General features: G+C 66.2%; 12 protein-coding genes, 2 pseudogenes and 1 riboswitch. Of the genes and pseudogenes, 8 read left to right on the plus strand and 6 right to left on the minus strand.

Annotated elements, in window-relative coordinates:
- The first annotated feature begins 137 nt into the window (after positions 1-137).
- Positions 138-254: riboswitch (SAM riboswitch) on the plus strand.
- A gap of 148 nt (positions 255-402) precedes the next feature.
- Genes A5758_RS18425 through A5758_RS18435 form a run of 3 tightly spaced genes read left to right on the plus strand, consistent with a single transcriptional unit; the run spans position 403 to position 3,661 of the window.
- Entirely contained in the window at positions 403-1,782 is a 1,380-nt protein-coding gene (locus A5758_RS18425; RefSeq protein WP_067742828.1) for a bifunctional o-acetylhomoserine/o-acetylserine sulfhydrylase, read from the plus strand.
- A gap of 11 nt (positions 1,783-1,793) precedes the next feature.
- On the plus strand, positions 1,794-2,930 hold the full coding sequence (locus tag A5758_RS18430; RefSeq protein WP_067742831.1) for a homoserine O-acetyltransferase: 1,137 nt from the start codon (positions 1,794-1,796) through the stop codon (positions 2,928-2,930).
- Positions 2,927-3,661: a class I SAM-dependent methyltransferase gene (locus A5758_RS18435; RefSeq protein ID WP_067742904.1), complete on the plus strand. Its 735-nt coding sequence runs from the start codon at positions 2,927-2,929 to the stop codon at positions 3,659-3,661. Before A5758_RS18430 ends, A5758_RS18435 begins: the two co-directional genes overlap by 4 nt.
- Positions 3,662-3,667: 6 nt before the next feature.
- On the opposite strand, the gene A5758_RS18440 is transcribed toward A5758_RS18435, so the two are convergent.
- From A5758_RS18440 to A5758_RS18450, 3 genes and pseudogenes are all read right to left on the minus strand, one after another.
- Positions 3,668-4,969 (minus strand): HNH endonuclease signature motif containing protein, encoded by a 1,302-nt coding sequence (locus A5758_RS18440; RefSeq protein WP_067742834.1) that lies wholly within the window; start codon positions 4,967-4,969, stop codon positions 3,668-3,670.
- Positions 4,970-5,105: 136 nt separating this feature from the next.
- A pseudogene (locus A5758_RS18445) lies at positions 5,106-7,052 on the minus strand (APC family permease); the annotation flags it as partial.
- 70 nt (positions 7,053-7,122) lie between these two features.
- Entirely contained in the window at positions 7,123-9,069 is a 1,947-nt protein-coding gene (locus A5758_RS18450; RefSeq protein ID WP_082939754.1) for an APC family permease, read from the minus strand.
- A 680-nt stretch (positions 9,070-9,749) separates the two neighbouring features.
- Between A5758_RS18450 and A5758_RS18455 the strand changes: the two are divergent.
- Both A5758_RS18455 and A5758_RS18460 read left to right on the plus strand, forming a co-directional pair.
- Positions 9,750-11,459, plus strand: a pseudogene (locus A5758_RS18455) (NAD-binding protein); the annotation flags it as partial.
- Between the two features lie 313 nt (positions 11,460-11,772).
- A complete protein-coding gene (locus tag A5758_RS18460; protein ID WP_067742837.1) occupies positions 11,773-13,104 on the plus strand; it encodes a PPE domain-containing protein in 1,332 nt (443 codons plus the stop codon).
- A 4-nt stretch (positions 13,105-13,108) separates the two neighbouring features.
- Here A5758_RS18460 and A5758_RS18465 read toward each other — a convergent pair whose 3' ends face one another.
- Positions 13,109-14,539: an FAD-binding oxidoreductase gene (locus tag A5758_RS18465; RefSeq protein ID WP_067742906.1), complete on the minus strand. Its 1,431-nt coding sequence runs from the start codon at positions 14,537-14,539 to the stop codon at positions 13,109-13,111.
- Between the two features lie 294 nt (positions 14,540-14,833).
- Here A5758_RS18465 and A5758_RS18470 point away from each other — a divergent pair, with 294 nt between their 5' ends.
- Entirely contained in the window at positions 14,834-15,346 is a 513-nt protein-coding gene (locus A5758_RS18470) for a DUF732 domain-containing protein (RefSeq protein WP_067742840.1), read from the plus strand.
- Here the strand turns inward: A5758_RS18470 and A5758_RS18475 are convergent.
- Both A5758_RS18475 and A5758_RS18480 read right to left on the minus strand, forming a co-directional pair.
- Positions 15,343-15,624 (minus strand): DUF3017 domain-containing protein, encoded by a 282-nt coding sequence (locus A5758_RS18475; RefSeq protein WP_067742843.1) that lies wholly within the window; start codon positions 15,622-15,624, stop codon positions 15,343-15,345. The genes A5758_RS18470 and A5758_RS18475 overlap by 4 nt on opposite strands.
- Positions 15,621-16,466: a bifunctional methylenetetrahydrofolate dehydrogenase/methenyltetrahydrofolate cyclohydrolase gene (locus A5758_RS18480; RefSeq protein ID WP_067742847.1), complete on the minus strand. Its 846-nt coding sequence runs from the start codon at positions 16,464-16,466 to the stop codon at positions 15,621-15,623. Before A5758_RS18480 ends, A5758_RS18475 begins: the two co-directional genes overlap by 4 nt.
- Before the next feature lie 138 nt (positions 16,467-16,604).
- On the opposite strand from A5758_RS18480, the gene A5758_RS18485 reads away from it, so the two are divergent.
- Both A5758_RS18485 and A5758_RS18490 read left to right on the plus strand, forming a co-directional pair.
- Entirely contained in the window at positions 16,605-17,813 is a 1,209-nt protein-coding gene (locus tag A5758_RS18485) for an NADH:flavin oxidoreductase (RefSeq protein ID WP_067742850.1), read from the plus strand.
- A 66-nt stretch (positions 17,814-17,879) separates the two neighbouring features.
- Positions 17,880-18,288, plus strand: a 409-nt coding sequence (locus A5758_RS18490) for an FHA domain-containing protein (protein ID WP_156622692.1), incomplete at its 3' end; no start/stop codon positions are given.

Genomic DNA, 18,288 nt, shown 5'->3' on the forward strand with positions numbered 1-18,288 from the left:
CCGGCGTGGCAAATCTTCGAATATCGGTCAGATCTCTGGGGGGCTCAGCGTTCTTCCTGCCACGTTATCAAGGGCGTTTGGCCAGGTGTCGACCCGCCATTGGCACGAAGTCGGCACAGTAAGCTAATCTTCGTATTGGTCATGAGTGCCAGCATCAAGCCCCGGCTTGCTGGCCGGCAACCCTCCAACCGCGGTGGGGTGCCCCGGGTGATGACCAGGTCTAGTAGCCACAGGCTGCGCGGCAAGCGCGGGTCCGCCATAACGGACCCCTGACTAGAGGGGAAGACGTGATGTGCACATATCCAGCTTCTTCGGATCGGCCCATGTGTCGAATCGTGTCGCGCTGCTAACCCGCAACCCCGATACCCGATTCGCCAATCTCGAAGCAGAAAGCAAACCCACGTGAGCCCCGACAACAGCACCACCAGCAACGACGACACCGACCCGACCGCCCGCTGGTCGTTCGAGACCAAGCAGGTGCACGCCGGTCAGCAACCGGACCCGGCGACCAACGCCCGCGCCCTGCCGATCTACCAGACCACGTCCTACACGTTCGACGACACCACCCACGCCGCCGCGCTGTTCGGACTGGAAGTTCCGGGCAACATCTACACCCGGATCGGCAACCCGACCACCGACGTCGTCGAGCAACGCATCGCCGCGCTCGAGGGCGGTGTGGCCTCGCTCTTCTTGAGCTCCGGGCAGGCCGCTGAGACCTTCGCCATACTGAACCTCGCGTTTGCCGGGGATCACATCGTCTCCAGCCCGCGGCTCTACGGCGGCACATACAACCTGTTCCACTATTCGCTGGCCAAGCTCGGCATCGAGGTCAGCTTCGTCGACGACCCCGACGACCCGGACTCCTGGCAGGCCGCCGTGCGACCGAACACCAAGGCGTTCTTCGGCGAGACCATCTCGAATCCGCAGATCGACGTGCTGGACATCCCCGGGGTGGCCGGCGTCGCCCACGCCAACGGGATACCGCTGATCGTCGACAACACCATCGCCACGCCCTACCTGATCCAGCCGTTCAAGCACGGCGCGGACATCGTGGTGCATTCGGCCACCAAGTACCTGGGCGGGCACGGCTCGGCGATCGCCGGCGTCATCGTCGACGGCGGCACCTTCGACTGGACGCAGGGCCGCTTCCCCGGATTCACCACACCCGACCCGAGCTACCACGGCGTGGTGTTCGCCGAGCTCGGCCCGCCGGCGTATGCGCTGAAGGCGCGCGTGCAACTGCTGCGCGACCTCGGTTCCGCCGCTTCGCCATTCAACGCGTTCCTGGTGGCTCAGGGCATCGAAACGCTGAGCTTGCGCATGGAGCGCCACGTCGCGAACGCGCAGCGCGTGGCCGAGTACCTGGCCGGCCACGACGGCGTGTTGTCGGTCAACTACGCCGGCCTGCCAAGCTCGCCGTGGCACGAGCGCGGAAAAAAGCTGGCGCCCAAAGGAACCGGCGCGGTGCTGGCGTTCGAGCTGGCCGGCGGCGTCGAGGCCGGCAAGGCGTTCGTGAACGCCCTGAAGCTGCACAGCCACGTCGCGAACATCGGCGATGTGCGTTCGCTGGTGATCCACCCGGCGTCCACCACCCACGCGCAGCTGAGCCCGGCCGAGCAGCTGAGCACCGGGGTCAGCCCGGGACTGGTGCGGCTGGCCGTCGGCATCGAGGGCATCGACGACATCCTGGCCGACCTGGAGCTCGGGTTCGCCGCGGCGCGCAAGTACGGTGCGGACGCGCAAACCTCGGGCGCCGACCCGCAAGCCGTGGCGGCGTTCTAAGGACCCCGGCGATGACGATCTCCGACGTCCCCACCCAGACGCTGCCCGCCGAAGGCGAGATCGGCCTGGTGCACATCGGCTCGCTGACCACCGAGAGCGGCGCGGTGATCGAGGATGTCTGCATCGCCGTTCAGCGCTGGGGTGAGCTGTCGCCGACCCGCGACAACGTGGTGGTCGTGCTGCACGCGCTGACCGGTGACTCGCACATCACCGGCCCCGCCGGACCCGGGCATCCCACCGGCGGCTGGTGGGACGGGGTGGCCGGCCCTGGCGGGCCGATCGACACGGACCGCTGGTGCGCCGTGGCCACCAACGTGCTGGGCGGTTGCCGCGGTTCGACCGGACCGAGCTCGCTGGCCCGGAACGGAAAGCCTTGGGGCTCACGGTTTCCGATGATTTCGGTGCGCGATCAGGTGGAGGCCGACATCGCCGCGCTGGCAGCGCTCGGGATCGACGAGGTGGCCGCCGTGGTCGGCGGATCCATGGGCGGCGCAAGGGCTTTGGAGTGGATGGTCGGTCACCCCAGCCGCGTCCGGGCCGGCCTGCTGCTGGCGGTCGGTGCGCGGGCGACCGCGGACCAGATCGGCACGCAGACCACGCAGATCGCGGCCATCAAAGCCGACCCGAACTGGCAGGGCGGCGATTACCACGGCACCGGCCGCACACCGGACACCGGCCTGACCATCGCCCGCCGCTTCGCCCACCTGACCTACCGCGGGGAAGCTGAGCTTGACACCCGGTTCAGCAACGACAAGCAGGGCGCCGAAGACAGCCGGTATGCCGTGCAGAGCTACCTGGAGCATCAGGGCGACAAGCTGCTGGCCCGCTTTGACGCGGGCAGCTACGTGACGCTGACCGAGGCGCTCAACAGCCACGACGTCGGTCGCGGCCGCGGCGGGGTGCGCAAGGCCCTGAGCGGTTGCCCGGTGCCGGCCGTCGTCGGCGGCATCACCTCCGACCGGCTGTACCCGCTGCGGCTGCAGGAGGAGCTCGCCGAGCTGCTGCCGGGCTGCAGCGGTCTGCAGGTTGTCGAATCCATCTGCGGGCACGACGGCTTCCTGGTGGAATCCGATGCGGTCGGCGAGCTGATCCGCAAGACGTTGGATTTGGCCGACTCGGCGGACGGCGAAGGCGCGTGTCGGCGGTGACCCGCTCTCGCCACGACCGCTCCCTGTCGTTCGGTTCGGCGGCCGCGGCCTACGAGCGGGGGCGCCCGTCCTATCCCCCGGAGGCCATCGACTGGCTATTGCCACGCGACGCGCGCCAGGTGCTGGACCTGGGTGCGGGTACCGGCAAGCTGACCACCCGGCTGGTGGAGCGCGGGCTGGACGTGGTGGCCGTCGACCCGATTCCCGACATGCTGGAAGTGTTACGTACCTCCCTGCCGGAGACCCGGGCGCTGCTGGGCACCGCGGAGGGAATCCCGTTGCCGGACAACAGCGTCGACGTCGTGCTGGTCGCGCAGGCATGGCATTGGGTGGATCCCGAGCGCGCCATTCCGGAGATAGCCCGCGTGCTGCGCCCGGGCGGTCGGCTGGGACTGGTGTGGAACACCCGCGACGAGCGGCTGGGCTGGGTGCGGGAGTTGGGCGACATCATCGGCTCCGACGGCGACCGGGGCCGTTTCGACGTCACGCTGTCCGAGTCGTTCACCGAGCCGGAGCGCCACCAGGTCGAGTGGACGAATTACCTTACGCCGCAAGCGTTGATCGACCTGGTCGCATCACGCAGCTACTGCATCACCTCGCCGACCGAGGTCCGCACCAGGACACTGGAGCAGGTGCGCGAGTTGCTGGCCACCCATCCGGCGCTGGCGAATTCGACTGGGCTGGCGCTGCCCTACGTCACCGTGTGCATCCGGGCGACGCTGTCCGAGTAGACAGCACTAAGGCGCATCGTCATCGTCATCCCGTAGCAGCTTTTCGGGGTGGTGGAAGGTGTTGGTGCGGGTGGTCCATCCGCCGGGTTTGATGAGGCGGTGGTGAGGTCCGCAGGCGAAGGTGAGGCCGTTGATGTCGGTGCGCCGGGATTGGGCGTAGTCGGTGACGTGGTGGACCTCGGAGAGGTAGCCGGGCACGGTGCATCCGGGTGCGCTGCAGCCGCGGTCCTTGGCATACAGCACGATTCGCTGTCCGGGGGAGGCCAGCCGTTTGGTGTGGTAGAGGGCTAGGGGTTTGGCGTTGTCGAAGACGGCCAGGTAGTGGTGGGCGTGTCGGGCCAGGCGGATCACGTCGCTCATCGGCAGCCGGGTGCCCCCACCGGTGCGGCCCGTGCCGGCGGCGGCCTGCAGGTCTTGCAGTGTCGTCGTGACGACGATCGAGGCCGGTAATCCGTTGTGCTGGGCCAGTTTTCCCGAGGCCAACAGCGCCCGTGCGGCCGCGAGCAGCCCGTCGTGGTTGCGTTGCGCGGCGTTGCGGGCGTCGCGGTCGATGGCCTCTTCACTGGGGGCGCCGTCCACGCATGCGGTGTCATCGAGGGGGTTGCACATGCCGGGCGCGGCGAGTTTGGCCAGTACGGCTTCCAGGGTGGCGCGTAGCTCGGGGGTGATCATGGCGCGCAGCTGTGACATGCCGTCGGGGCCCTGCTTGCCCAGCATCAAACCACGCCGTCGCGCCCGGTCGCTGTCGGTGTAGGTGCCATCGGGGTTGAGGCAGTCGGCTACGTGGTCGGCGAGTTCGGCGAGCTGCTCGGGGCGAAAGTGGGTGCCCGCCGCGGCCAGGTCGGCCTCGACGGCCTCGCGGGTGGCGGCATCGACCCAGCCGGGCAGGTGGTGAAAGAACCGACGGATCACCGCCACCTGCCCGGTGCCCAATTTGCCGGCGCGTTGGGCGGCGGCGGTCGCGGGCAGGACCGGCTCCAGCGGTTCGCCGGTCAGCCCGTGGCGCGGGCCCAGGTCGGTGGCCTCCCGCACGCGCCGGGAGGCCTCGGCGCGGCTGATCAACGTGGCCTCGGCGATCGCATGCGGCAGGGTGCCACCCAACTCTTCTGGGGTGGCCTGGTGAGCCAGGTTGTTGATCAGTGGATGCTCGACGGCGGCGATGCGGCGGCGGAAGCGCTCGCAACGCTCCAAAAAGTCCAGACACCGCTGGGTGTTCGACGCGTCGAACGACAGCTCACAGGCCCGGTCCAAGTCGGCATCCAGCGCGTCGAAAACCTCGACCGCATCGTCATGCCTACTTGGATTCATACCGTCAAACTAGCCACCCCCACCGACAAGAAGCGGTCCGAAATCGCCATAGATGCACACTCGTGCAAATGATTTCGGATCAGTCGTCGACCAGGCTGAGGATCGGTGTCGGCACCGGACCAACCACTTCGGTGGCGCGAGCATCAACGCCGGCGGGTGCGACCCGTGCAATCCGTGACTCGATGTCGTAGGGCACGATGATTGCCGTCGCACCTCGGACGCGGCTGACAACACGCGCCATCTTGTCAGCCGTGCGGTCGTGCAGTAGCCGGCCCAAGAGCGGTGAATAGGTGCGCCGTGGCAACAGCACCGTCACCCTGGTGTCCGGATGGTCCTTGAGGACGCGCACCACCAATTCGTGTGCGGCGCGGCTCAGATGACGATCCGGACAGTTGATCAGCCACAGCGGGGTGTGGTGCTCAAAGCGATCCCAACGCTCGCGCAGCCGCACGGCATGGTCGACGTCGATCACGAAGTGCACCGCGGTGAGCTCGTCGGCATGCAGGCCATAGCCGAGACGCACCGCCTCGATCTCGGCCAGGTCAATCGTGTCCACGAACACCAGCACCTGCAGCCGTGGATGCCGCGCAAGGTCAAGGTCTTCCGTGCGCGACATCTCCAGCACGGACGCCTCGTCACGGTATTTCCGGTTCAGCCGCATCAAGGCCAGCACCAGCAACGGGAAGATGACGACGATGAGCCACGCCCCCTCGGTGAACTTGGCCACCACGAAGATTCCCACCACGATCGTCGACATGATTCCCGCCGACAGATTCACCACCAACTTGAATCGCCACCCCTGCCCGCGCTGGGTCAGATGATGCTTGGCCATACCGTACCCGGCCATCGCGAATGCGGTGAACACGCCGATCGCGAAGAACGGCACCAGCGCACTCACCTTGGCTTCGGTGACGATGAGCAACACCATCGCCAGCGCGGTCAGCACGAAGATGCCGTTCGAGAACACCAGGCGATGGCCGCGTTTGGTCAAGGGGCGAGGCAAAAAGCGGTCCTCGGCAACGAAACTCGCCAGCGCGGGGAAGCCGTTGAAGCTGGTGTTGCAACCCGTGAACAGGATCGCCGCGGTCGACGCCTGCACCAGGAAATACAGAACATTCCCGATCACGCCGTGGCCGAAGACCGCCCGGGCGATCTCGGACAACATCGACGGGTATTCATCGCGATAGGGTGCGGCGTGGGTGACGTGCGTCAGCCACGCCACTCCCGCGAGCAGGAAGCCGAGGATGCAGGCCATCCACGTCAGCACCCGACGGGCGTTGACGCCCTGGGGTTTCTGAAAGATGTTGACGGTGTTCGACACCGCCTCGACACCGGTCAGTGAGGTACCGCCGTTGGCGAAGGCGCGCAACACGATCAGGAGGCTCGCCCCCATGACCAGGCCGCCACCCTGATGAACCGGCACTAGACCCACGATGTGCTGCGGATCGTATCTCGGTAACCCCCAGAATATTTCACGAACAAAGCCGGTCAAGATCGTCACCGTGATCATGCCGATGAAAGCATAGGTCGTCATCGCGAACGTGCGCCCCGATCGCCGCAGTCCGCGCAGGTTGGCCAGGCAGATCAAGACCACCGCCGCCAGCGTGATCTCCAGGTGGTAGGGCCGTAGCTGCGGAATCGCCGACACGACCGCCACGGTCGCGGCCGCGGGCTGCACCGCCACGGTGACCACGTAATCGATGAGGAGCGCGGCGGCCGCGACCTGTGCCAACCGGGGTCCAAAGTTCTCCCGTGCGACCGTGTAGGACCCGCCGGCCCGCGTGTAGGCCATGACGATCTGGCGGTATGACGCGGCTACCAACGCGAGGACCACCAGAATGACTCCGGTAATCGGAAGCACCAACGCGAAAGCCGCCATCCCGGCGGCCGGCAGCAGTTCGATCATGATCTGCTCGGTGCCGTACGCGGTCGAGGAGATCGCGTCGGGTGACAGTGCGCCGAGTGCAACGGGATTCGACAATCTCTCCCCGTCCAGCTGGTCGGTGGTCAACGGCTGCCCTAGGAAAAGCCGCTTGCACTTATCGGTAAAGGAGAGCGGTATCCCGCCACCCGGTTGGGTCACAGCATCCCTTCCTCGAAGGCTTTCCAAGCGATTTGGATCTAGTGCCGGCCCGACTCGAGGCCGAATGACGTCATCCCGCGCGGGTGACCTCGGCGATGCGGGACTCGATGTCATAGGGCACGATCTGCGCGACCGCACCGGGAATGCGGCTGACGGCGCGGGCGATCTTGTCCGCCGTGCGGTCGTGCAGCAGCCGGCCGACGAGCGGCGAATAGGTTCGGCGTGGCAACAGCACGGTCGCCTTGGTGTCCGGATGGTCCTCGAGCACCTGCTGCACCAACTCGTGCGCGGCGCGCCCCAAGTGCCGATCGGCGCAGTCCACCAAGCGAAGGGAGGTGTCGTGTTCGAATATCTCCCAACGCTTCTGCAGCCGGGCGGCATGATCGGCGTCGATCACGAAATGCACGACGGTCAGCTCGTCGGCGTGCAGACCGTTCCCATATCGCAGCGCTTCCACCTCCGCGAGGTCGATGGAATCCACGAAGACGAAGACCCGGTGCCGGGTGTAGCGGGCCAGAACCGGCTTTTCCGTGCGTGACATCTCCAGCACGGAGGCCTCCGCACGGTACTGGCGGTTCAGTCGCATCAACGCCAGCACCAGCAGCGGGAAGACGACGACGATGAGCCAGGCGCCCTCGCTGAATTTCGCCACCGCAAAGATCCCCACCACGACCGTCGACAGGATCCCGGCGGAGAAGTTCACCAGCACCTTGCGCCGCCAGCCTGGGCTGCGCGTGCTCAGGTAATGCTTCGTCATCCCGTAGCCGGCCATGGAGAATCCGGTGAACACACCGATCGCGTAGAAGGGCACCAGCGCATCAACCGAGCCCCCGGTGATGAGGAGCAATCCGATCGACAGCGCGGTCAGGGCGATGATGCCATTGGAGAAGACCAGGCGATGGCCGCGTTTCATCAGTGGGCGTGGCAAAAACCGGTCCCCGGCAACGAAACTCGCCAGCGCGGGAAAGCCGTTGAAGCTCGTGTTGCCGCCGGTGTAGAGGATCGCCGCGGTCGACGCCTGCACCAAGATGTAGAGCACATTGCCGATCACGCCGTGACCGAAGACGGCCCGGGCGATCTCGGACAACATGGACGGGTACCCGTCGGTGTGCGGGACGGCGTGGGTCACGTGCGTCAGCCACGCCACACCTGCGAGCAGGAACGCGAGGATGCAGGCCATGATTGTCATGACTCGCCGGGCGTTGATGCCCTCCGGCTTGCGGAAAGTGGTGACCGTGTTCGATATGGCTTCGACTCCGGTAAGTGATGAGCCACCGTTGGCGAACGCGCGCAATACAATCAGAACGGTCGCACCCATCACCAATCCGCCGCCCTGCTGGACCGGCACCGCTCCGATGATGTGCTGGGGGTCGTATGTCGGGAGGTTTCCGCACAGCTCGCGAATGACTCCGACAACGATGGTTAGCGACACCATGGTCACGAAGGCGTAGGTGGGCACCGCGAAGCGTGCTCCCGCTTCCCGCAGCCCGCGCAGGTTCGCAAAGCACATCAACAACACCATGCCGACGGTGATCTCAAGGCTGTATGGGCCCAGGATCGGTAACGCCGAAGCCACCGCGACAGTCCCCGCGGCGCATTGCACGGCGACCGTGACCACGTAGTCGATCAGCAGTGCCGCCGCGGCGACCTGCGCAACCCGAGGGCCGAAATTCTCCCGCGCGACCACGTACGATCCGCCGGACCGCGTATAGACCATGACAACTTGGCGATACGACGCCGCGACCAGCACCAGGATCAAGAGAATGACGCCGGTGATCGGAAGCAGCAGGGCGAACGCCGCCATCCCGGCCGCAGGCAGCAGTTCGATCATGATCTGCTCGGAGCCGTATGCAGTCGAGGAGATTGCGTCGGGCGACAGCACCCCGAGCGCGACCGGGTTGGACAACTTTTCGTGTTCGAGCTGCGAGTTGATCAGGGGCCTGCCGAGAAGGCCCCGCTTGCACACGTCGGACAGTGATGACCATGCCCTGTGCTCACCGGGCCGCCTGTCAGCCAAAGATGTTGGCACAGCGCATATTCCTTCCCCCGCCTGTTCTGAAACGTTTTCCCCGAGCGATGATGCTCGCCGACAGCGTATCTGCCGCAATTGTTTTTGTCGCCCTACCCTCTTCGGCCGGCAACCATAAACACAGGAAATTGTCAGAAGAATTGTCAGCAGACTCTCAGCGGGCCACTTGGATGTAACAAAGAATGCGCCGCTGGTAACAAACGCTCAGCTTCCGAGCTGATTGAGCACCGGAACGCATCTCGCGATAACTGTTGTGCGATAAGGCAATTTGCAATGACGCCGCTGTCTGCCCATACCGCCCTATATGGACAGTAAATGCACAGGAATGTCAACGGGGTTGTACAGCAATGATTCTGGGCGCTACGGTGACACGCACCTCTATACCATTTGACACAAGCCGCACTTGTATAAATTGAGTTACGTTGTGCTCTAGTGTATTCGAGCGTCGGGTTCCAATCGTCGACGGCCTCTTCGTTGGAAACCCGAAAGCCTTCGCGCTCGCCGCATCCGGAATCTGCCTGTTAGCATCGGATTAGATCTCCATTCCCTTGGAGTAGCGCGAGATGCCCGCTAAGCGAATAAGTGCTTGTGCCACATGGGTTTCGCGTCACTGTTCGTGATCAATGTCGACGGAGGGGTAGCCGTGGTCCGCGGAGAGGTGAAACGTCATGACCCAGTGCATCATCGTCAGCGGTGATGACGCGCTGGCGTCGACCATCGTCGACGAGTTGAAGAGGGCCGGCGCGAGCGTCGCGAGACTCCTCGATTCGGAACTCGCCGGCGCCCGCGTCAAAACCGAACTCGCCAGGGCGGGCGTCGCCGCAGCGTCGGCTGTCGTGTGCGCCGGAAATGATGACGCGACGAACTTGGAGATCGCACTGCTGGCGCGGAAGGCCAACCCGAACATCCGCGTGGTCGCCCGGGTGGCCAACGACGTATTGCGCGAAGCCGTCGCCGCCGACGAGGGGCCCAGCGCGATCCTCGGTGTTGCCGATCTCGCGGGCGCTGCGGTCGTCGAGGCGTGCCTGGCGCGCACCACGCACCCCTTCGAGGTGGCGGGGATCGAGTTCGTGGTCTTCGGCGCCGAGGCACCATTCGATGCGTCGCTGCGGGAGATCTATGGCGACCTGGCCCCGGTGGCGATGGTCCACAACGAGAACGCCGCCAACCCCGGTGAGGTCCTCGTATGCCCGGGACGTGATCTGCGGGTCAGCGCCGGCGACTGGACGGCGATGATCGGCACTACCGAGGAGGTCGCCGCCTGCGGCATCAAGGTTCCGCGTCAGGCGCGAACGCGTGCACGCCAATCACGCTTGCGCCGGATCCTGTATGCCGCGCGCGCCCTGCCCGACGAGGTCAACCCCGCGTTCTATCCCGTGATCGTCGCGCTGATGTTTCTGGTCATCGGCTCTACGACGTTGCTGCACTTCTCCTACACCCACCCGGGCATGTCCTGGACCGACGCGTTCTACTTCACCAACGAGACGATCACGACGACGGGTTACGGCGACTTCAGCTTCGCCAAACAGCCGACCTGGCTGCGGCTGTACGCCGCCGTGCTGATGCTGGCCGGCGTGACCACCACCGCCCTGCTTGTCGCCTTCATCGCCGACGTGCTGCTCTCGCGGCGATTTCTCACGTTGTCCGCCCGCCCGAGGGCACGCCACTTGCGCAACCACATCATCGTGGTCGGGTTGAGCGCGCTCGGGGTTCGGGTCGTCACCGACCTGACAGAGGCCGGTTACGACGTGGCGGTGATCGAGCGCGACCAGAACAACCCCTTCCTGTCGACGACAGCCGAGCTCGACGTGCCGGTCATCTTCGGGGACGCGACATTGCGCCCGACCCTGGAAGCGGCCCGAGTCGACAGCGCCCGCGCAGTCGCGGTGCTGACCCGAGACGACATGGTCAACATCGAGGCGGGGATCGTGGTTCGCGAAATGTTGGGCTCCGAGCCGGCCCCGGCCGGCAATCGGTGGAGCAAGGTCCCGCTTGTCCTGCGGGTGTACGACCATGACCTGGGATCCGCGGTCGCCCAGCGGTTCGGCTTCGAAAACGTCCGTTCCACAGTTGAACTGGCCGCGCCGTGGTTCATCGGCGCAGCGATGGGCCTGCAGGTGCTTGGCACGTTTTCGGTCGGAAACCGATCGTTTCTGATCGGAGGAATGTACGTGCAGGCCGGCAGCGAACTCGACGGGCTGCAGATGTTCGAAGTGTCGACGCAAACCCGTGTCATCGCAGTCACTCGGGAGGATGCACCCGTTCGGCTGCATCCGCGCCGGGATGCGCGGCTCAGCGCCGGTGACACCGTCTATCTCGTCGGTCCATACCGAGAACTCATCGCCACCTTGCGTAAGGGGCAGCCCCTGCGGCGCCCTGCCGCGGACGGATCACTCACCGACGGTGATTGTCGTTGTGCCGAACCTGGAATGGACGCCGATGCGCCGAATGAAGACAACGTTCGACGCCTCCAACCAGCCAGAGAGGGGCGCGGTGTAGCGAGCCATTGACCGCTACAACACATTGATTCTCACGTTGACCGAGCTCGACGCCCGCCCCTCGGCAACGTCTCGGCGCAGGCTAAGCCGCGCCATGCCAACAATTCATTTAGGGGGAGGCTTGTCGTCCATGGCTCTGGGGATTGCCGCGTGTGCCCGCGATCCGCTCTCGTTCGGATAGCTGGGCTTTGCAATGGATTTTGCGACGCTACCGCCGGAAGTCAACTCGGGCCTGATGTACGCCGGTCCGGGTTCGGGACCAATGCTTGCCGCCGCCCAGGCATGGGAATCGGTTGCAGCAGAGCTGTATACCGCCGCCGGCTCGTATGAATCGGTGGTCTCTGCTCTCATCGCCGGACCATGGCTGGGTCCGTCGTCGATCATGATGGCTGCCGCCGCCAACTCCTACGTGTCGTGGTTGAGCACAACCGCCGCGCAGGCGGAGCAGACCGCTACGCAGGCCATTGCCGCCGCCGCAGCCTACGAGGCAGCGTTCGCGGCAACCGTGCCGCCGCCGGAGGTCGCGGCCAACCGGAGCCAACTGGCGATGCTGGTTGCCACGAATCTGTTGGGGCAGAACACGCCTGCGATCGCAGCGACCGAAGCTCAGTACGGCGAGATGTGGGCGCAAGACGCGGTCGCGATGTACGGCTACGCGGGATCCTCGGCGGCGGCCACGCAGATGACGCCGTTCACCCCGCCACAGCAGAACACCAATTCGGGGGCGCAGGCCGGTGCGCTCAGCCAAGCTGCCCAGCTGCCTGCCGGGTCCGCGCACAGCGCGGTCTCGAGCGCTGCCGGCTCAGCGAGCTCGGCGTCTGGGGCGGCGGGCGCCGCGGCGTCCGCGCTCGGCGTGAACTCGCCGTTGGACCTGATCAATGTCGGTGCGGACGCGATTGCCTATGGCGTCGACGCCCCATTGGCCCCGCTGGGAGCGGTGTCCATGCCCATCGACCTGATCGGTGCTGAAACCGGTTTGCACACCGATGACATCGTCAGTGACTGGGATGTTAACGGCGCGCCCCTGTCGGTAGTGAGGAGCGTGACACCGCCCGTCCCGGCGACAACGCCCAACGTGGTGTCAACGACGACGTCGGCGAGACTGGGCGAGGGCGACTCGATCGGCCGGCTCTCGGTGCCGCCGACCTGGGTTGCGGCGACCCCGGCGATACGCCCCATCGCGCTCGCGTTGCCGGCCGCGCCCGCCGGTGCCGCCGCGACGGCGGTGGTGCCCGGTTTCGAGAGCACGTTCGGCGAGATGGCCCTGGCGGGCACGGCAGGACGCGCCATTCGCGACGCCGTCGGCAGGCGCGACGGCGGCCGACGAATCGCGGAACCCGTTGGTAAGCAAGCAATCAACGATCAAGCTTCCGGTGCGGATGGAGAGGTGCCCACAGAGAGCGAGCCGCGCACCGTGGTGACGGGCATCGCCGCCGAGATACGCGAGTTCGCCAGGCTGCGCGACGAGGGGCTGATATCCGACGAGGAATATGTCGAGCAACGAAATCGTCTGCTCGGCCGCTAAGACCTCAGAAATTCAGCCCGGAGAACATGACTCGATTCGGGTCGTACTTCTGCCGCACGGTCGTCAGCCGCGACAGGTTCGACCCGAAGTAGCGCGCCGGCGCGCCATTGGCCTCCAGGTAATTCACGTATCCGCCGACCGAAATCTGTTGTACCGCTTGGTGTGCGGAGCTCAGCCAGCTGTTCGCGGCGCTGACCTGGCTACTGGAGGGTTCGACGTACCACTGCAGGACGGCGGCCTGATTGCGCCACGGAAACGCGGTGTCACCCGCGGCCACGTCCGCGACGGCGCCACCGAGCGGGTCGACGAGGACCGACGCCTGTCCAGCACCTGCCGGCCATTGCCCTATCGCGGTGGCAATGGCATGAGCCGCAGCGGAATCCACCGGCCCGATGACATCGGATCCGGCCACGAAGGAGCGTGCCGGAGGGTTGGCGCTACCGCCGGCCAGGAACATCACCAGATCCGTACGGTTCATCGTCTTGTTCGAAACCGAGGTGGGTACCACCCCGACCGCGGACTTGATCGCATCGACCACTCCCGACCCCGCGCCCGCCGGGCATGTTGCCAGTACATGGCAATTCGGGGCGGAGCCGACCATCAGATCGACGATGCCCCAGGTGTTTCGGTCAGCGGCGTTCAGCCATGACTGCCAGCCGACGAGCACCTGGGTGGCCGACGCGGGCGGGAAGTCGAGGCGCACGACGTCACTGTCGGCCGTCGCGAAGGTGGAGAACGTCATCGACGTCGTCACCCCGAAATTGCCGCCGCCACCGCCGCGAAGCGCCCAGAACAGATCCGGGTTGTCGTTGGCGGAGGCGGTCACCACGTCGCCGCTGGGCAACACGACCGTCGCCGACTGCAGCGCGTCACAGGTCAGGCCCGCGCGCCGGGTGTCGGGCCCGATCCCACCACCTAGCGCGAGTCCCGCGACACCGACGGTCGGGCACGTACCGCTGGGGATCGCCCGACCGGCGCCGGTCAAAGCCTGATGGATCGCGTACAGCGTGGTCGCGGGGGTGACGGTGACGTTGTTGCCGTCGAAGTTGGCGCCACCCGGAAGCCCACGCAGGTCCAGGACCAACGTGCCGTTGGCGCTCGACGCACCGACATACGAATGCCCACCGCCGCGCGGCGCGACCTTGAGGTTGTTGGCCGTCGCGAACGCGACAGCCTTCTGCACGTCGGCCTGCGACGAAACCGTCACGACGGCAGCGGGACTGGAGTTGTCATAGAACGAGTTGAAAACCTTTTTACTGGTGGAGAATTGAGCGGCATTGGTCGGCAGGACAACGGTGCCGCCGATGGAGGAGGCCAGCCCACCCCATCCGGCGACGGGATCCGCGGCCGCCCGCGCGGTGCCCAGAACCGCACCGGTTGCCAGCATTCCGACGGCGCCGCGGAGAAAGGTCTGGCGCGAGATGTCCCTCTGCAACCAGGGGTCCAGCGGACGGCTGCGATTCGTCGTCATGTGCGGAGATTCTTAAACATTTCTCACCGAAAAGCCCGGAGCTTACGGCCGTGTCAGATCACAGTGTGGCCTCGATCCGCCGAGGGTCTTGACGGCATACGGCGGCCCAATAATCGAAGCGGCGGCCGCGGCGATCGCGCAAAACGCTAATTGTGCGAAGCTTTATCCCACCGTGTCGCAAACGTGACAGTGATAGCTCAGAGTTCGTAACGTGATTCGAGTGCATTCTGCGCACTCCACGAATGAGGGGGAGGCTGCATGAAGGCACTGGCACGAACGCATCACTGGATCTGGATGTTTCGCCACCAGCCTCTGACCGTTCGCCTGCTGGCCGTGGTTGCCGGCCTGCTCACCGCGGCCTCGGCGTTCGCCGCTCCAGCCGAGGCGGACAACCCCGACGACAACTTCATCGACGCGCTCAACCACGCCGGCATCGACTTCGGCGAACCCGGGAACGCGATGTCGGTCGGTCAGTCCATCTGCCCCATGCTCGCCCAGCCGGGCGGCAACTTCGCCGCGGCCGCGTCCAGCGTGTCCGGGCGGGGCATGTCCCCCATGATGGCGCGCATGTTCACCACAATCGCGATACAGACCTACTGCCCCGAGCAGATGGCAAACCTGGCCAGCGGCAATTTGTCCGGCGTAGTGCCGCAGATGCCCGGAATGGCCGGGCAGATCCCCGGCATGCCCGGGATGGCCGGGCAGATCCCCGGGATGGCGGGGCAGATCCCCGGGATGGCCGGGCAGATCCCGGCGGTCCCGGGTATCTAACGGGTGCCGAGCGGATCGATGGTCCACGCGATGTAGACCATCGCCCCCGCGACCGTCGCGGTGGTGATGAAGTCAATTCCCTTGCTGCGCACCGCCAAAACACCGGACCGATCATCGGACAGCACCAGTCGCAGCGCCGCCGCCAGACCGACACCGATACCGATCAGCAGCGCACCGCGACGCCAGAAGCTGGCCCCCACCAGCGCGAGCGCCGTGGCGAAGGTCAAGCCGACCAGCAGGATTGGCCACTGGGCCCTGACGACCGACCTCGCGCTCATTGCCGCTCGGCCAGCTCGACGACGTTGCTCAGCAGGAACGCCCGGGTCAACGGACCCACTCCACCGGGATTCGGCGACACGTGGCCGGCGACCTCCCACACGTCGGGGTGGACGTCGCCGACCAACCCGTTGTCGGTCCGGCTGACGCCCACGTCGACGACCGCGGCGCCCGGACGCACCATGTCGGCGGTCAGCATGTGTGGCACCCCGACGGCGGCCACGACGATGTCCGCCTGCCGGGTGTACGCGGCCAGATCGCGAGTTCCGGTGTGGCACAACGTCACCGTGGCGTTCTCGGAACGGCGGGTGAGCAGCAGCCCCAGCGGACGGCCGACCGTCACGCCGCGGCCGATGATGACCACATGCGCGCCCGCTATCTCGACGCCGTAGCGCCGCAGCAGGTGCACGATCCCGCGTGCGGTACACGGCAGCGGTGCCGGAACGCTGAGCACCAGCCGGCCGAGGTTCGTCGGGTGCAGTCCGTCCGCGTCCTTGTTCGGGTCGACACGCTCCAGCGCCGCGTTCTCGTCCAGCTGCTTGGGCAGCGGCAACTGCACGATGTAGCCGGTGCAGTCGGGGTTGGCGTTCAGCTCGTCGATGGTGTCTTCCAGCGTCGCGGTGCTGATGTCGGCGGGCAGGTCGCGGCGGATCGACGTGATGCCGACCTTGGCGCAGTCCGCGTGCTTGCCCCGGACATAGGCCTGCGAGCCGGGATCGTCACCGACAAGGATGGTGCCCAGTCCGGGGGTGCGACCCGACGCGGTCAGTGCGGCCACCCGTTGTTTGAGGTCGACGAAGATCTCGTCGCGGGTGGCCTTGCCGTCCAGTGTGATTGCGCCCACGCCTGACAGTCTGGCACGGTCAATGATGGCGACCCGCCACGCCCGGCTTCGCCGCGCTTGCGATCGGCACCGTGCCCAATGATGGCGACCCGCCACGCCCGGCTTCGCCGCGCTTGCGATCGCCATTAAGCTCCCGATATGTCAACCCCTCCGGACGTGTTCAGCCCGGCCAAGCTCGGCCCGGTCACGCTGCGCAATCGCACCATCAAATCGGCGACCTTCGAGGCCCGCACGCCCGACACCTTGGTGACCGACGACCTGATCGAATACCACCGCCTTCCCGCGGCGGGCGGCGTCGGCATGACGACCGTCGCGTACTGCGCCGTCTCCCCCGGCGGCCGCACCGAGGGCAACGGGATCTGGATGCGCCCGGAGGCGGTGCCCGGGTTCCGCCGGCTCACCGATGCGATCCACGCCGAGGGCGCGGCGGTCAGCGCGCAGATCGGCCACGCCGGTCCGGTCGCCAACGCCAAATCCAACAAGGCCAAGGCGCTGGCGCCGGTGCGGTTCTTCAACCCGATCGGAATGCGGTTCGCCAAGAAGGCGACCCGCGACGACATCAACGACGTCATCGAAGGGCATGCCAACGCGGCGCGGCTGGCCATTGAGGCCGGCTTCGACGCGGTCGAAATCCATTTGGGCCACAACTACTTGGCGAGCTCATTTCTGTCGCCACTGATCAACCGCCGCGACGACGAGTTCGGCGGCTCGCTGGAGAACCGGGCGAAGGTGGCCCGCGGCATCGTGATGGCCGTTCGCCGCGCGGTGGAAAAGGAGGGCACGCCGATCGCGGTCACCGCCAAGCTGAACATGGCCGACGGCGTTCGCGGCGGCATCAGCACCGAAGAATCGCTGATCACCGCGAAGTGGTTGCAGGACGACGGCGGCCTGGATGCGATCGAACTCACCGCGGGCAGTTCGCTGGTCAATCCCATGTACCTGTTCCGCGGCGACGCACCGCTGAAAGAGTTCGCCGGTGCGTTCAAGCCACCGCTGAGTTGGGGCATGCGCATGACGGGCAAGAAGTTCCTGCGCGAGTACCCCTACCGCGAGGCCTATCTGTTGCGCGACGCCAAGCTGTTCCGCGCCGAGCTGACGATGCCGCTGATCCTGCTGGGCGGCATCACCAACCGGGAGACGATGGACCTGGCGATGGCTGAGGGATTCCAGTTCGTCGCGATGGCCCGGGCGCTGCTGGCCGAGCCGGACCTGATCAATCGGATCGCCGCCGACGGCGACCAACACAGCGTGCGTTCGGCGTGCACCCACTGCAATCGGTGCATGCCCACGATTTACACGCGGACGCGTTGCGTCGTCACGGGCGCGCCGGATGTGTTAGCCCACTGATAGCGGGCCGCTAACGCATATTTGGGCCTCAGGTTGGCCTTGGGTCCACGAGATACAGTTGGTCCGATGAGTTCACCAGCCCCGCCCGTCTTGACGGTTCGTTTTGACGGGTCAGAACGCACTTTTGCCGCCGGTCACGACGTGGTGGTGGGGCGCGATCTGCGCGCCGACATGCGCATCACGCACCCGTTGATCTCGCGCGCGCATCTGTTGCTGCGCTTCGACCAGGGCCGGTGGCTGGCGATCGACAACGGTTCGCTCAACGGCACTTTCGTGAACGGCCGGCGAGTGCCGGTGGTCGAGATCCACGACGGCCAGAGCCTCAACATCGGAAACCCCGACGGGCCGCAGCTGCTGTTCGAAGTCGGGCGGCACCAGGGGATGGCCGGGCGCCCACCGCAAACCGAGTCGATGGGCATTCCAGCCGCGGCTCACCCGGGCGGGACGGCCTGGTCCCTGTCTCTTATACACATCT

This window comes from Mycobacterium sp. 852014-50255_SCH5639931, from assembly GCF_001665605.1.
Taxonomy (GTDB): domain Bacteria; phylum Actinomycetota; class Actinomycetes; order Mycobacteriales; family Mycobacteriaceae; genus Mycobacterium; species Mycobacterium paraffinicum.